At 38.8% G+C, this 14,624-nt stretch carries 12 protein-coding genes; 8 read left to right on the forward strand and 4 right to left on the reverse strand.

Translation table 11 applies throughout. The features are described from left to right. Positions 1–99 precede the first annotated feature (99 nt). From PXG98_RS01105 to PXG98_RS01115, 3 genes are read right to left on the reverse strand one after another with little or no spacing between them, the layout of a single operon-like run. Complete coding sequence (locus tag PXG98_RS01105; RefSeq protein WP_276388510.1) at positions 100–891, reverse strand: methyltransferase domain-containing protein; 792 nt, start codon at positions 889–891, stop codon at positions 100–102. A gap of 27 nt (positions 892–918) precedes the next feature. Continuing rightward, positions 919–2,316: an FAD-binding oxidoreductase gene (locus tag PXG98_RS01110; protein ID WP_276388512.1), complete on the reverse strand. Its 1,398-nt coding sequence runs from the start codon at positions 2,314–2,316 to the stop codon at positions 919–921. Positions 2,317–2,353: 37 nt separating this feature from the next. Further along, complete coding sequence (locus tag PXG98_RS01115) at positions 2,354–3,673, reverse strand: adenylate/guanylate cyclase domain-containing protein (protein ID WP_276388514.1); 1,320 nt, start codon at positions 3,671–3,673, stop codon at positions 2,354–2,356. A 246-nt stretch (positions 3,674–3,919) separates the two neighbouring features. Between PXG98_RS01115 and PXG98_RS01120 the strand changes: the two genes are divergently transcribed. The 6 genes from PXG98_RS01120 to PXG98_RS01145 all read left to right on the forward strand — a co-directional run bounded on the left by PXG98_RS01120 (position 3,920) and on the right by PXG98_RS01145 (position 10,765). Continuing rightward, positions 3,920–5,791: an ATP-binding protein gene (locus tag PXG98_RS01120; protein ID WP_276388516.1), complete on the forward strand. Its 1,872-nt coding sequence runs from the start codon at positions 3,920–3,922 to the stop codon at positions 5,789–5,791. Between the two features lie 20 nt (positions 5,792–5,811). Next, positions 5,812–6,456 carry a response regulator gene (locus PXG98_RS01125; protein ID WP_276388517.1) on the forward strand — a complete coding sequence of 215 codons (645 nt, stop codon included), beginning with the start codon at positions 5,812–5,814 and terminating at the stop codon, positions 6,454–6,456. 87 nt (positions 6,457–6,543) lie between these two features. Beyond that, complete coding sequence (locus PXG98_RS01130; RefSeq protein WP_276388518.1) at positions 6,544–7,158, forward strand: MarC family protein; 615 nt, start codon at positions 6,544–6,546, stop codon at positions 7,156–7,158. Then, positions 7,158–8,054 (forward strand): MBL fold metallo-hydrolase, encoded by an 897-nt coding sequence (locus PXG98_RS01135; RefSeq protein WP_276388519.1) that lies wholly within the window; start codon positions 7,158–7,160, stop codon positions 8,052–8,054. Before PXG98_RS01130 ends, PXG98_RS01135 begins: the two co-directional genes overlap by 1 nt. 24 nt (positions 8,055–8,078) lie before the next feature. Further along, positions 8,079–9,791, forward strand: a complete 1,713-nt coding sequence (gene ggt / locus PXG98_RS01140; protein ID WP_276388521.1) for a gamma-glutamyltransferase — start codon at positions 8,079–8,081, stop codon at positions 9,789–9,791. A gap of 89 nt (positions 9,792–9,880) precedes the next feature. Further along, positions 9,881–10,765, forward strand: a complete 885-nt coding sequence (locus PXG98_RS01145) for a DUF808 domain-containing protein (RefSeq protein WP_276388523.1) — start codon at positions 9,881–9,883, stop codon at positions 10,763–10,765. A 44-nt stretch (positions 10,766–10,809) separates the two neighbouring features. Here the strand turns inward: PXG98_RS01145 and PXG98_RS01150 are convergent, their stop codons facing one another. Next, positions 10,810–11,784: a hypothetical protein gene (locus tag PXG98_RS01150; protein WP_276388525.1), complete on the reverse strand. Its 975-nt coding sequence runs from the start codon at positions 11,782–11,784 to the stop codon at positions 10,810–10,812. 234 nt (positions 11,785–12,018) lie between these two features. Between PXG98_RS01150 and PXG98_RS01155 the strand changes: the two genes are divergently transcribed. Further along, the gene (locus tag PXG98_RS01155; RefSeq protein WP_276388526.1) at positions 12,019–12,978 is read left to right on the forward strand and encodes a 3-keto-disaccharide hydrolase; all 960 of its coding nucleotides are present in this window, start codon (positions 12,019–12,021) and stop codon (positions 12,976–12,978) included. Between the two features lie 54 nt (positions 12,979–13,032). Further along, entirely contained in the window at positions 13,033–14,538 is a 1,506-nt protein-coding gene (locus tag PXG98_RS01160; protein ID WP_276388528.1) for a S10 family peptidase, read from the forward strand. Positions 14,539–14,624: the final 86 nt, after the last annotated feature.

Genomic DNA, 14,624 nt, shown 5'->3' on the forward strand with positions numbered 1-14,624 from the left:
TGAGAAATTCTAGAATATCCAATCGACCAAAAAAACCCTGCTTTTGCAGGGTTTAATACTGAGAAATGACCTAAGCTATTTTAGCAACTTTAATCATAACTAAGCTATTTTTACGGCCATTAAAGAAATACTTTTAATCCCATATTGCTTGCTGGCTCCCTGGGCGTTACTAGAGATAAACGCATATGGATTTTCTTTAACTTCCATAATTTTTAAGCCGGCTTCTTCAATAAGTTCTTTGTAGTCTTCTACCTGCATGGCGCCGCCGATACAGGCCGCCCAGAGCGTTGCATTACAACTAATGGAAGCTGGTAATTTTGCCTCGGTAACAATATCTGATAATACAAGTCTTCCTCCTTCTTTTAAAACTCTTGCGGCTTCCTTAAATACCCGCTTCTTATCGCTAGATAGATTAATGACCCCATTACTAATAACCACATCTATACAATTAGATACTACAGGTACTTCCTCTATATATCCTTTTCGAAATACTAGCTGTTTAAAACCTGCATCCTTTCCAAGTTTTACTGATTTCTGCAACTGCTCCTCGGTCATATCTATCCCAATAACCTCCCCTGAGGGTCCTACTTGATTTGCAGCAAAAAAGACGTCCATACCAGACCCACTACCCAAATCTACAACTACCTCTCCTTTGTTTAAATTGGCAAAATCAAAATAATAACCTACTCCGGCAAAAGATTCTATGGCCTCTTTGGGAATTAAATCTAATTCCTTGCTCGGATAACCCAAGCTTTCTGCCAGCTCTCTTCCCATTTCAAAATGGTATGTTACTTCTGGTTGTAACGCTACTTTTTTATACATGTCTTTTACCCTTCTCTCCAGATCTATTGGATCTACGGCCATCGCTTCTTGAATATCCCTTGTCTTCATTTTTGTTCTTTTTGGATTAGACGTTATCTAATTTTTGGGTTCTATATTCTGGTTTACTCTAAATAGATTCTCTGGATCATACTGTTTTTTAATACGAGACAAACGGTCGTAGTTGTGTTTATAACTGGCCTTAATCCGTTCCTGACCTTCATCCATAATAAAGTTTAAATATGCCCCTCCTGTAGAATAAGGATGCAGTGCTTCCCAATAGTCTTTGCACCAATCGGTAATCTTATCTGCATTGGCAGGGTCGGGATCTACCCCAACAATAACGCCGGCATATTTAGCATCTCTATGTGCCCAAGGAGTTTCCTCTTTCCCGATCCGGGCGGCTGCACCACTTATTGGGTATAAGTGCATTTGTGAAAGTGGTGTCGGTATTTTTGAGCCAAATTCCAGGTGCTTTGCTCTTACTTCCGGCCCCAGAGCATCAAAATAATCGGCCCTCCAATACCATTGTAATCCCGGAGGTAACATCCCATCAAACATGGTCTGTATAGATGGGTAAGGCATTTCACCTACATGATGAAAAACAGGTTCCATGTCCATTACTGGTTTAAAAACCTCTGTCTGTTTTGCAGGATCTCCGAGATAAGACCAGACAATTCCACAGAACATTTTATTGTGTAACTCTTCCGGAAATGGTGGCCCTGGAATAACCATGGTAGCTATAAACCCATTCAACTCATCAGGCGCGTTGTTTAAGAAATCATGGTACCATTCCATAACTTCTTCGATTCTTTCAATGGGCCATAAGCTTGGTCCTCCAATAATATTTTTGACCGGATGCGCCTGAAACTTAAAGGAAGTAACAATTCCAAAATTTCCGCCACCACCTCTAATTGCCCAAAATAAATCTGAATTCTGCTTTTCATTTACGGTTACAAAAGAACCATCGGCCAATACCATATCTGCTTCCAATAAATTATCAATGGTAAGACCATACATTCTGGATAAGTATCCTACACCACCTCCCAGGGTAAGTCCGCCTACCCCCGTAGAAGAGATTATCCCCGCCGGGACGGCAAGTCCAAAGGCATGGGTTGCGTGGTCTACTTCTCCCCATAGATTTCCACCTCCTACTCTAACGGAACTGTCATTGGTATCTACCTGAACGAATTTTAGTCCCGACAAGTCTATAACCATACCCTCATCACAAAGCCCTAGGCCGCCACCATTGTGGCCTCCACCTCTTACTGCAATTAAAAGATTGTTCTCCCGTCCAAAGTTAACGGCGTACATAACATCTGCTACATCTGCACACATCACCAGCATTCCGGGATGTTTATCAATCATTGCGTTGTAGATTTTTCTACTTTCGTCATAGGTAGTATCCTGAGGAAGTATTAGTTCTCCCCTGATTTGATTTTTAAAAGCCTCTACCAAAGAATTATCCAATTCTTTTACTTTTTGTTTTGTTTTCATACTTGTGTTTATTAATTAGTTATTTGTCTCCTATAGATTATGCATAGGCATTTTCTTTCATTGTATCTATAACAAAGTCGAGTGCAGTATTCCACGCGTCAATGGTTCTTTCAGTTTTATTATTTTCCAAAACTTCACTTATGGTCTCCAGCATCGCCTGTTTTACAATTGGGTAGTATGCTGCCTTAACACCATACTGCACGTGGCTTTTACCCAATTTAGCCAGCCCACGTTTTAGATGTTCCGGTCTGGAAAGAGAGTACACAATCCCACCCAACATATGGGTAAGAAGTCTCCCCTGATCGGTCATATTCTTCCTAAACAAGGCTCTAACAAAAGGGGCCTGTTCAAAGACTTTTTCATAAAAGATTTTGGCAAACTCTTCTTCGTCCTTTAGCATTACATTCATAGAAGATTGCAATTCTAATTGTAGATCCATATTTTTAAAACCCACAAGCTCATACAAATGCATAGGATCCTCTTTGCCTGCCAGTTTGTTGCTAAATTCTTGGCCAAGGACCAGTATATCTTGGTCTAAATTTTCGTAGACCGTGTCAGAAATTAAGATATTAGTATCGGTAGTTTTCGTTTCATTTTGAATTCTACTAGCCACATTAACGGGGTCTCCGATAACAGAAAACTGTTTGTGCGTAGGGTGGCCAAGATGACCAATATAGGCCGTTCCAAAATTTATTCCGATACCAGATTTGAGCTTTATTTCGATATCCTTTAAATCCGTTCGATTTAATGTATCCAGGGCATATTGCATTCCCAAACCTGCACGGATTGCATCTTCACAATTCTTTTGAGCCGTTCCGCCAGTAGTCCCAAATACACCAATTATTTCATCTCCAACATACTGGTATATAATACCATTGTTCATTAGAATTGGCTCCCCTAAGGCTGTATAAAATTTATTGAGCATATAGGCTATGTCAAAATTGAGGTTTTGGGAAGCAATCTTGGTAAAGTTTCTGAGGTCACAGAATAGAATGGCAATTGGTCTTTCTTCAGCATGGCCATTAGGCACCAATTCTTTTTGTAGATTATTTACCTCCCCACTAGACCATATTAAGCGCTGTATGGTAACATCTCCTTTGGGACGTGCCTGACAAGCAAGACGGATAGAAGGATCCCATTTTCTTGCATGGCAACTGGCATTCTCGAAAGATGTTTTAGGGCTTAAATTTTGTATTCCATCCAAGACCCTAACTCTGCAAGTTGTACAGAGACCTCCTCCGCCACATTCATGTAAATGTGGTATTCCGTTTTCTTGAGATATGTCTAATAGTGATTGGGAGTTTGTAGTAGACTCCACTCGTCTGTTTATTGCTGAGTATGTTATCTTGTTTCCCATAAGTAAAGAAATGAGTTAGTCTAATTGTCTTATTAATCTTGGTCAAAGATAAATTTGATGCTCCGCCCATTTAACACCCTATTCTATGATTTTTAAAAATCCATCAACTGTACTAGAAGACATCACACAATTGTGTGATACTGATAATCATAGTTTTAGGTGTTGTATGGAATTAGGAATTCAATAACTTTGGTTTTGAGAAATCTTATCTTCTGTGCTATCTCAGAAATTCAAAAAAGTATTACTATGCTAACTAACCGCTTATGCCTTTTTTTTATACTGTTTGGCTTTTATAGCGGAGCAGGGCAGTCTGCCGAATTAGATAGTTTGCGAACCGCGGTGGAAATGATGCCGGCAGATTCTCTAAAATGTGAAACGTATCTAAAGATTGCCTACCTTATTTACGCCGGTGATGAATCGGTATTGTATGCTAAGAAAGCGCTAAAACTCTCCAAACAAATAGATAGCAAACAACTTATCGGTAAATCTTATCATAGGTTAGCCTGGTGTCTTAGCCTGGATGAAATGGATATGAAAGCAGCCTATTTAGATAGTGCCACAACACAATTCACAGCCATAAATGACCTATATGGTCTTGGCTATGTTTACGACACTAAAGGCTCTATATTAACCACCTATGGTTCTATTGAGGAAGGAATGGAAGCTTATGAAAAGGCCTATACAATTTATACAGAAATAGCCAATCCGGAACGGCAGGCTGCCATACTAAATAATTGGGCAATCGCAGAATATACCGGTGGCAATACGTCAGGGGCACTTTTAAAGTACCAAAAGGCATTAGACTTTAGACTGAAAGAACATCCCATAGACCATGTTTCTATTGCCAGACTATATCAGGGTATGGGAGAGTGTTATAGGATTGATGGGGATATGGAACAAGCAGTAGCAAACTATTTACAAGGATACGACCATCGAAAAAAGGCGGAAAATATTGGAGTTGTTGAATCCATGTTGAGTTTAGCTTCCTGTATATATGAAGCTGCCGAAAAGAAAATAGATACCACCTCTTTAGTTGATCAAATTAAAAATCATGGCTTTAATTCTACCTACAACCTGATCGAAACAGCAGAAAACACAAGGGGAGTGGAGGATAGGATAGGGCTGCAATTTTACATAATGGACGGCAAACGACAACTTCATATCTTAAACAAAGATTATAAAGCCGCCTATGATCTCCTACTTAGACAAAAACAAATTCAAGAAGAATATAAATTAAGTGAAAGTAGTCTCGAAGCTTTTGTAGACTTGAAAGTTAATTTTGAGAAGGATCAACTAAAAATCCAACTACTGGAAGAGGAAGTGTCAAACCAAAAAAAAAGAGCCCAATTGGAATTGCTGGTTTTTTCACTTGGTGGTCTTTTCTTAATTTCTGCCATAGGTTTCCTTTATTATAAGAATCGAGTAAAAGCAGGACAACTAGAACTTAATGAAGCCCACAGAGAGCAACAAATCATATCTATGCGATCTATGCTGGAAGGACAGGAAAAAGAACGGAACAGGATAGCACGTGATTTACATGATGGGCTGGGAAACCTGCTATCCAGTTTAAAAGTGAAAATCGGTAGTTTACAAATTAATTTTGACGATAAGAGTACCCAAAAGATTTATGGTACTGCGAGCCAAATGATTGACGAGGCATGCAATGAAGTCCGTAAAATTGCCCATGAAATGATGCCTCAGTCCTTAAAAAAATTAGGCCTGCGTAAAGCCTTGGAAGATTTAGTCCTAAAGATGGATGCCATCCATGAGTTCGAGGCCGATTTTCAGGTACACGGTAACGAAAAAATATTTGATGATAACACCAATGTAATGTTATTTCGAATCGTCCAGGAAGCATTGAATAATATAGTGAAATACGCAAAAGCGAAACAAGTTTCGGTGCAACTCAATTACAGTGAAGATTGGTTCGATTTAGCAATTGAAGATGATGGAGTAGGATTTGATACACAGTCTTTAAAAAAGGAAAAAGGCATGGGGTTAAAAAGTATAGCCTTTCGGACCGAGTTTATTGGTGGTACTTTTGATCTTAATAGTCGCCCAGGCACGGGAACCTTAGTAACCATAAATATTCCTCTCGAGCCTAAGAAGAAGGCCTAGTTTAATTAATTTAGATTCAAATGGAAAAGATAAAAGTTCTAATCGCAGATGACCATCAGATTATGTTAGATGGATTAAGAGCCATCTTAAATAAAGATAAGTCCATACAAGTAGTGGGCAAAGCTTCCAATGGCCTTGAGGCATTAGAATTTCTTAAAAAAGAAGTTGTAGACGTAATACTACTAGATCTTCAAATGCCGGTGATGGATGGCCTAGAAACTACTATGCATATTAAAAAATCTTTTCCCGAAGTAAAAATAATTATGCTTACCACTAACGATGAAGGAAGTATTATTACCTCCTTGTTTAAGGCTGGGGCTACCGGTTATCTGCTAAAAAACGCCTCCAAGGAATATTTGATTAAAGGCATAAAAGATGCCCATGAGGGAAAAAAGGTCATCAGTTCACATCTTACGGAAAAGATGATCGAAAGCCTTACGCAAGATCCTAAAAAGGGGAACGATGGGACAAAACCCATAATTACCAAACGAGAAATTGAAGTAATCAAGCTTATTGCCCAAGAATATACCACCCAAGAGATAGCAGATCAATTATTTGTAAGTACTAACACCGTTGCAACCCATAAAAGAAATCTTTTTGTAAAAATGGATGTGAAAAATTCCGTAGGAATGGTTAAAAAGGCCGTAGATTGGGGATTAATTTAGCGAATAAAGTACAATTAGTAGCAGAAAACTACAGGGAATACCCTATTAGATGTTTAGTTATTACTAGATTGGACTTTTAAAAAACTAATGGAAAATCTAATCACCTTTTCAATTACGGTATTCACAGGGTTTTTTGCCATTATGAACCCTATTTCCAATGTGCCAATTTTCCTCTCTATGACGGAAGGGGCGGATAAAGAGACAAAACAAAGGGTAAATAAAAAGGCCGTACTAATTGCCTTTATTATTGTCTCCATATTTGTGATCTTAGGCAAATTTATTTTTGAACTCTTTGGAATAACGATCCCGGCGTTTAAAATAACCGGAGGGATTTTAATTTTCTATGTGGGTTTTGAGATGTTACAATCTAAAAAATCTAACATCAAACATTTACAAAAGACCAATTTCGATGAAAACATAGCAGTTTCTCCTCTGGCCATTCCTATTCTTGCAGGGCCTGGAACCATTGTAACCGCCATGAATTTTGTATCGGACTCCAATTATGTGCATATACTGATAGTGATATTAGCATTTGGACTGATGTGCTTACTAACTTATTATATTTTTAAATTCAGCGCCGTTATAGAAAGTAAAATAGGCAATAACGTTATCTCGGTTATTGGAAAAATAATGGGGCTGATAATTGCCATCATTGGTACCAGTATGATTATTGAAGGATTAAAACTAACTTTTAATTTATAATGAAATTAGGTCCCTACAAATTTCTATTGGCTTTCGTATTGTTTTGTTCCTGTGACTATTCGGAAAAGGATATTATTCTAGACACTCAAAAATGGATTCATGGTTCTGAAAATTGTGAGGAGAATTCGGATCCAGCTATACAAATTGTTCAATACAATGACGATACCTGGATACTCCGTCAGAACAAATGCACCAATTATGAGGCGCCATTCATGTTTCTTTTCCTTGGGGAGAAGAAAGCATTGCTGATGGATACAGGGGCAACCGCAGATGAAAATATCTTTCCTCTTTACAAAACTGTAAAAAAAATTATTAGCGCAGGGCCCAATAAAAATAAAGATCTTGAACTAATTGTAGCTCATACCCATAAACATGGGGATCATTATGCTGCAGATGCACAGTTTGATGGAAAGCCAAACACAAGCCTTATTGGTCTCGAAGTAGCGGATATAAAAGCCTTTTTTAAGATTTCCAACTGGCCTGACCAGATTGTTGATTTTGACCTCGGGAATCGGAAAATGATCATAATTCCAATACCAGGTCATGAAGCTTCCTCCATAGCGATTTACGATCCCTCAACAAAAATCTTATTGACTGGAGATAGCCTCTATCCGGGGAGGCTCTATGTAAAAAATTGGGCTGCATATAAGAGAAGTATTGAGCGCCTTGTAGAATTTACCGATACTAATAACATTTCTGCTATTCTTGGAAATCATATAGAAATGAGTCGGAAACCAGGTATAGATTACCCAATACAAACTATCTATCAACCCGAAGAACATCAACTCCCTTTAAACATAAAGCACCTAAAAGAACTTTCAAATGCTCTTACCAAATTAGGTGATCAACCACAAATGGAAATCCATGATAGCTTTATTATCTATCCAATTGACTAATAAATCCAAACTATTGAACTTCTTATGAAAAAAAACCAAATTATCGCAGTCCTGAGTTTTCTCTTAGTATTAACCTCAACTGTAGTCACTGCCCAGACCTATGCCAAGAATGGTATGGTGGTATCGAGCAGCAAGATTGCCTCAGAAGTGGGTAGAGACATCTTAAAAAAAGGAGGGAATGCTATTGATGCTTCCGTGGCGACGGCTTTTGCCCTAGCAGTTACCTTGCCTGCTGCGGGAAATATTGGCGGAGGTGGCTTTATTGTTTACTTGGATTCTTCCGGGAGTGCAACTACTATCGATTTTCGGGAAAAAGCACCACTTAAAGCTAGTTCGGATATGTTTCTGGATGCTTCCGGCAATCTTCCTAAAGGAATTGATTTACGTGGTAGAGAATCTACCATAAATCATATAGGCTTAAAGTCGGTTGGGGTACCCGGAACAGTAGCCGGACTTTATTTAGCCCATCAGAAATATGGAAAACTTCCTTGGAAAGAATTGGTACAGCCGGCTATAGACTTAGCAAGTACAGGTTTTGAGCTGAGCTATGCACTATATCAAACGGCCCTGTCTATTGAAAAAAAATCTAATATCCCATTTCTAAAAGACTATTTCAAAAATGAAAAAGGAGAAATAGTGGGCTTTGGAGAACTATGGCAACAACCCGAATTGGCGAATACGCTTATCGCCATAAGAGACCGAGGTAGGGATGGCTTTTACAAAGGAAAAGTTGCCAAAGAGATCGCAGATTTCATGAAAGAGAACGGAGGTATTATTTCTAAAAAAGACTTACAGAAATATGAGGCCGTTGAGAGAAAACCAATAGAGGGAAGCTACAAAGACTATACGATTTATTCCATGCCTCCGCCCAGTTCCGGCGGAGTTGCTCTCGTAGAAATGATGAATCTCATGGAACTGGCCAATTTAGACTCCATTCCCTTTAATTCTACCGCCTATACCCATCTACTGGCAGAAGTAATGCGAAGGGCTTATGCAGACAGGGCAGAGCATATGGGGGATACTGATTTTAATCTAAACAGCCCAATAAAAAAATTAACATCTAAAGAATTTGCCAAATCCCGGTTTAACAACATTGACATGTCTCATGCTTCCATAAGCGACTCCACAGCATTTGGACAGCTTTATGATGGAGAGAGTACTACACATTTTTCTGTGGTAGACAAAGACAGAAATGCAGTGTCCCTAACCTATACCCTTGAACATTCCTACGGCTCCGGAATGGGGTCTCCGAAACTCGGGTTTATTTTTAATAATGAAATGGGCGATTTTAATCCGATTCCTAATAAAACTACAACAAGAGGACTAATTGGTACCAAGCCAAATCTAATTGAACCGGAAAAGCGAATGCTGTCTAGTATGACCCCTACAATTGTGGCACAAAATGGCAAGCCATACCTTGTAATTGGAAGTCCGGGAGGAAGAACAATTATCAATACCGTTTTTCAAACCACACTAAATGTTCTTGGATATAATATGCCCATCAAAAAGGCTATAGAAGCCATGAAAATTCATCACCAGTGGTTGCCAGACAGGGTAGTATACGAATATGACCTTCTTTCTCCAGACACTAGGAGAACTATGGAACAGATGGGACATAAAATGGTCCCTGTTCGAAACCTGGGAGTCTTAATGGGAATTCTGATAGATACAGAGAACAACGTTCTCATTGGTGCGTCGGATTCTTCAAGTGCAGATGGTGGAGCAAAAGGCCATTAAGTAGTTAGAAATCATCTAAGAGCTTACCATTTCTAAATGATTTCGGTATTCAATATTCCTAGTTTATATTTGAAAAATAAAGAGATTTTATGGCTTCAGGGTTTTTTGCTGTTTTAGATGATGTTGCTACACTCTTAGACGATGTGGCCTCCATGAGTAAAATTGCTACTAAAAAGACGGCAGGTATTCTTGGAGACGATTTGGCCGTAAATGCCGAAAAAGCCTCCGGCTTTGCCTCTAAGAGAGAACTACCTGTACTCTGGGCTATTACCAAAGGCTCTCTTCTTAATAAGTTGATTATTCTACCCATTGCCTTTTTATTAAGCGCCTTTTTACCATGGGCAGTAACTATGATTTTAGTTCTTGGCGGACTATATTTAGCCTTTGAGGGAGCTGAAAAAATCTACGAATTCTTCGTGCCACATAAAACGACCCTCCTACCCCCCAACCTTGAACTACCAAGTAAAAAAAATATTTTGGAGTTAGAAAAGACAAAAATAAAATCGGCCATTGTAACCGACTTTATTCTATCTATTGAAATTGTTATCATCGCATTAGGCACCGTTCTTGATCAGCCGCTTTTAAATCAGATACTGGTGGTTTCTGTCATTGCCCTAATTGCCACTGTAGGTGTATATGGAATAGTGGCCCTTATAGTTCGAATGGATGAGTTTGGCACCCGATTGATTAATATTAATGAGAGAAATAATAGTATTTCAGATAGTATCGGTAGGTTTTTTGTAAGCGCTCTTCCCTTGGTAATTAAATCGCTTTCTGTAATTGGAACCATAGCCCTGCTTCTTGTTTCTGGAGGCATCTTTGTGCATAATATTTCTTTACTTCACCATCTTTTCCCTAGCATCCCTGGTTTACTACTAGAATTTCTTGTGGGCCTTGCTGCAGGCTTTCTGGTGCTTTTGATTTACAAAGGAGTAAAAGGAATGCTTTTAAAACCAAAAAGCAAAAGTTCTTGAACTTTCATAAACGATCTGCTTAAACCAAAAATTTTGCCTTTCCCCTATTCTTCAACTTCAATTTTCCCCTCTACCCAATCAGGCAAGTAAAGATTCATCCCGGTCTTTTCTTCTATGTCGACCAGTTTATTACGTAGTTGTACAGATCTTAGTCCGGCTTTTTCTCGCAGGGCATTTGTTTCTCCAAGGGTTATTTTTAGAGGCGGGCTTAAAAAACCATATCCTACTGCAGAACGTTTAGATAGCACTGCTAGTCTCCAATCCTCTATTAGAGCATACTCGTAAGGGGATATCTCTCCGGAAGCCAAAGCCTTTTTCAAAGCCGGTCTTATATGATTGTAAAGGGTATCTCCTCTAACATATTCCTCCGAAATAGAATTATGATGACTTAGCACTGTGGACATCCAATAATCATTACCAATATGTTTTTCTCCAGGATATCCAAGGGTATCCATAATTACAAACAATTGAGCCATTTGCCCTTCACTATGTGGTGCAAATTTCTCAGACCCGTATTTTTCTTGCGCCTTATTACCTATTTTAAATAAAGCCCCTAACGCCTTTTTTTGATCCTTTTTAAATAACTCATTTACCCCTTCCCTGACTGCAAGGTCTATACGTTTAAGATATAAGCTATGTAGGGAGTCGTAGTTATTTTGGATATAATTCCAGCGCGGTTCTTTTTGCAAAGGAGACAGAAATTTTTCTTTTTTTAGTGCTTTAAGCTCCCATCCCGAGGCCAGGCCCTCGTTAACTAAATCAAAGGCCGTGTCCTTATCATTTACAAAAAACGCTAGCTGTGCGGCCACCTTGTAGTCTCTTAAAAAGACAAAGTTGAAAGAGGTGAAGGTCTCCTTATAAATCTCTAATGCTTTTTCGTAGTCTTCTTCGCTAATAAAACCCTCTGCCTTGTTGATTTGTTTATGGTAAAAATCATAATCTTCTGGAATCATAGTCTTATCCTGAGCGGGACACAGAAAACAAAAGAAAAAGAGAGCAACTAGTAAATGCCAGTTCATGAATGGAGGATAGATTTAAAACTTACAGCCAATCAAAAGTGAGCAATTCTAACGAATCGTGCCAATTTTTAACAAAACCATACCATTTACAAGGAACCTAAGGAATAAAAAAGATGGATTACCATTGGAAAGTAGGAGATAAGACTTACTAGAATTTTAAAACATTCATTTTCTACTTTATAATTTTAGTACCTTAGAACGGTCTAGTATTATAAAGACAAACACTTACATACCTTGAACAAAATAAAAACAAAAGCTCATAGCCTTAAGAAATCATATTTACTACTTTCTTGGCCTTTTATCTTACTAATCTTATTGACCCTTTTATACAGCAGCTGTAGTACGGAGAAGAAAAATCAGTCGGATTCAAGTGAAGACTGGATCTCCTTATTTAATGGCAAGGATCTATCCGGCTGGGATATAAAAATCGCCGGCTATAAACTTAATGACAATTATAAGAACACCTTTGTGGTGGAAGACAGTATGATTCGCATCAAGTACGATGCCTATGAAGGGTTTAATGATGCTTTTGGGCATATGTATTTCAAACAGCCTTTTTCCTATTACAAGTTACGATTTAAATATAGATTTATTGGAGAACAGCTAAATGGCGGAGCAAGCTGGAACGTTCGCAACAGCGGTGTTATGCTACACTCCCAATCGGCTTTAAGCAATGAACTAGAACAGGGATTCCCGGTTTCGGTAGAAATGCAGTTATTGGGCGGTCTAGACCAGGGAGTGCGCCATACTGCTAATGTATGTACTCCAGGTACCGCCGTGGAAATAGATGGAAAAATAGACTACGAGCATTGTATAGCATCTTCATCTAAAACCTATAATGGCGATCAGTGGGTAGAGGCAGAGGCGGTAGTTATGGGAGGAGATTTTATGACTTTTATTATTGAGCAAGACACCGTCCTGCATTTTGAACACCCACAAATTGGCGGGGGTTTTATAAGTAAGGAGCAAGAAGGGGAAGATTGGGATGCTTTTCAAATAAAACGAGATAAAGCGATGTGGATAGGTAAAGAAGGGGAAGTACTAACGGCGGGTTATATTGCCCTGCAAGCGGAGAGTCATCCTATAGATTTTAAAGAGATTGAACTCTTAAACCTTTGCGGCTGTATGGATCCGGAAGCGAAGAACTACAAAACTTATTATATTAAAAATACCCCGAAAGACTGTCTCTATTAAAGACTTTTTCGGATTATTGCACTTTTTGATCTTAATATTTAATAAATCCATGATATGAAAAAATACTATACTACCTTCTTTATCTTTTTGTCCCTGGCGATTAGCGCACAAGAAGAAACCCCCGACGAAACGCTTCCAGAAGGAGAAATATTTAGCTCCACCCAGTCGGTTATTATCGACGGCAAGACGATAAGCTTAGCAACGGAAACAGGTACTTTACAGCTTAGAGATGAAAACGATAAGCCTTTTGCTCTCTTTGGTTTTACCCACTATAAGAAAACATCGGGAAATAAGAATAGACCCATTGTATTTGCCTTTAACGGTGGTCCACTTTCGGCATCCTTCTGGTTGCATTTTGGTGTTCTTGGACCAAAACGAGTGGAAGTTAATGATCCAGATTACACAAATCCAGCTCCCTATAAAGTGGTTAATAATGAATTCTCCATCTTAGATAAGGCAGATTTGGTTATGATAGATCCAATTGGGGTGGGTTTTAGCAAGCCTATTGGAGAGGCAAAATGGACAGATTTCTGGGGAGTAGACCAGGACATAAGAAGTATAGGTTTGTTTATTGAACAATTTCTAATTCGTACAGGAAAATTTAATTCTCCTAAATATTTGCTTGGGGAGAGTTATGGGACTTTTAGAAATGCCGGACTTGTAAAACACCTTCAGGATAAGGGAATTGCCATGAATGGCGTAATCATGGTATCTGCTGTCTTTGACTTACAACATCTGCTCTTTGGCCCTGGCGATGATGTTGCGTATTTGGTTCATTTTCCTACCTATGCCGCAACAGCATGGTACCATAAAAAAGTAAAAAACAAAGGAGATTCTCTGGAATCCTTTTTAGAAGGGATACGGAAGTTTACACAAGAAGAATATGCCCCGGCCCTGCTTAAAGGAGATCAACTAAGTGATTCGGAAAAAGACGCTATCGCTCAGAAGATTTCAGATATAACCGGCCTTAGCAAAGACTATTGGATTAAAGCAGATTTAAGGGTTACTAACTCGGAATATTTTCAGGAATTACTCCGAGACAAAGGGGAAACGGTTGGAAGACTTGATTCGAGGTTTACGGGAGTGAATGAAGATATGCTGTCGCAAAATGCCTTTACAGATCCACAGAGTGATGCAATCTCCGCACCCTATATCTCGGCCTTTAAGGATTACTTATACAATGATCTAAAGGTGAGAAAAGACCTTACCTATACCACAACCGCCGGGGGAAGAGAAGGTTTTAAATGGGACTGGAAACACAGTGGAAATATAGCATGGAATGCGCAGGTGGCTGTAAGTACCCTTCCAGACATGACCTCGGCTATGCAAAGAAATCCGAATCTTAAAATATTAATCCTCAACGGTTATTACGATCTGGCAACGGTTTTTTATGGGGTGGAACATTCTATAAACCATATGGGATTAAGTCCTGAACTAAAGAAAAATATTATCATGAAATATTACGAAGCAGGCCATATGATGTACACCCATTTACCTTCCATGGAACAATTTAAACTGGATGTGGATGCCTTTATCGACGAAACATCGAAAAGAGACTAGTTGTAAGGAAAATCCGAAACAAACAATGGCCAAGTTTGATTTTTAATTCATGGCTTTGAGTTGTGGATGTTTTACACTTAGAAAAT

This window comes from Eudoraea chungangensis, from assembly GCF_029360665.1.
Lineage (GTDB): Bacteria > Bacteroidota > Bacteroidia > Flavobacteriales > Flavobacteriaceae > Eudoraea > Eudoraea chungangensis.

Bases quoted from the DNA above. Each gene is read 5' to 3' on its own strand.
- PXG98_RS01110 (WP_276388512.1), bottom strand. From the start codon at position 2,316: ATGAAAACAAAACAAAAAGTAAAAGAATTGGATAATTCTTTGGTAGAG.
- PXG98_RS01160 (WP_276388528.1), top strand. From the start codon at position 13,033: ATGAAAAAATACTATACTACCTTCTTTATCTTTTTGTCCCTGGCGATT.
- PXG98_RS01150 (WP_276388525.1), bottom strand. From the start codon at position 11,784: ATGAACTGGCATTTACTAGTTGCTCTCTTTTTCTTTTGTTTTCTGTGT.
- PXG98_RS01115 (WP_276388514.1), bottom strand. From the start codon at position 3,673: ATGGGAAACAAGATAACATACTCAGCAATAAACAGACGAGTGGAGTCT.
- PXG98_RS01120 (WP_276388516.1), top strand. From the start codon at position 3,920: ATGCTAACTAACCGCTTATGCCTTTTTTTTATACTGTTTGGCTTTTAT.
- PXG98_RS01135 (WP_276388519.1), top strand. From the start codon at position 7,158: ATGAAATTAGGTCCCTACAAATTTCTATTGGCTTTCGTATTGTTTTGT.
- ggt (WP_276388521.1), top strand. From the start codon at position 8,079: ATGAAAAAAAACCAAATTATCGCAGTCCTGAGTTTTCTCTTAGTATTA.
- PXG98_RS01130 (WP_276388518.1), top strand. From the start codon at position 6,544: ATGGAAAATCTAATCACCTTTTCAATTACGGTATTCACAGGGTTTTTT.
- PXG98_RS01105 (WP_276388510.1), bottom strand. From the start codon at position 891: ATGAAGACAAGGGATATTCAAGAAGCGATGGCCGTAGATCCAATAGAT.
- PXG98_RS01125 (WP_276388517.1), top strand. From the start codon at position 5,812: ATGGAAAAGATAAAAGTTCTAATCGCAGATGACCATCAGATTATGTTA.
- PXG98_RS01145 (WP_276388523.1), top strand. From the start codon at position 9,881: ATGGCTTCAGGGTTTTTTGCTGTTTTAGATGATGTTGCTACACTCTTA.